The following is an 823-nucleotide window of genomic DNA, read 5'->3' on the forward strand; positions in this document are numbered from 1 at the left end:
CCATCTGCTGGCCGACGGCGGCGAGGACGCCTACGTGCAGCCGATCGTCGTGGAATTCGACTCCCGCGCGCGCCTTGACGCCTTCACCGTGGCGTTGCAGCAGGTGGTGGACCGGCACGACATCCTGCGGACCGCCATCGTGTGGGAGGGGCTGCGCGAACCCGTGCAGGTCGTGTGGCGCCAGGCCGTACTGCTCGTTGATGAGGTGGGACTCGATCCGCGGAGTACCGACCTGGCGGCCGATCTGGTGGCGCTGGGCGGCATGACGATGGATCTGGGCCAGGCCCCATTGATCGACGTGCACATCGCAGCAGTGCCCGGAAGCGACCGATGGCTGGGAATGGTACGGATGCACCACATGGTGCAGGACCACACGGCGGTGGAGGTGCTGCTCGCGGAGGTGCGTGCTTTCGTCTCCGGGAACGTCGAGGATCTGGCCGAGCCGTTGCCGTTCCGGGACTTCGTGGCGCAGGCGCGTGCGGGGTTGGACGTGGACGTACGTGGCGACGGTGCCGGTGTGGTCCGGGCAGGGCTGGGGTTCTCCCCTGAGTGGGACAGCCGGATCCGGGAGGTCGCGCGGCGGTTGCAGACCAGCCCGGCGACGGTGATGCACGTGGTGTGGGCGCGGGTGCTGGCGGTGGTCAGCGGCCGTGAGGATGTGGTGTTCGGGACGGTGCTGTTCGGCCGGATGAACGCCGGCGCGGGGGCGGACCGGGTGGCGGGTCCGTTCATGAACATGTTGCCGGTGCGGGCGCTGGTCGGCCGGTCCGGTGTGCTGGCGGCGGTGTCGGCGATGCGTGGCCGGCTGGCGGGGTTGCTGGAG

The 823-nt window shown here is 70.1% G+C and carries 1 protein-coding gene; it reads left to right on the top strand.

What is annotated here, in order from left to right; all coding sequences use genetic code 11:
• On the top strand, positions 1-823 hold an 823-nt coding region (locus tag IG98_RS0144045; RefSeq protein WP_030926644.1), incomplete at both ends, for a condensation domain-containing protein.

It is taken from the genome of Streptosporangium amethystogenes, assembly GCF_000721075.1.
Taxonomy (GTDB): Bacteria; Actinomycetota; Actinomycetes; order Streptosporangiales; family Streptosporangiaceae; genus Streptosporangium; species Streptosporangium amethystogenes.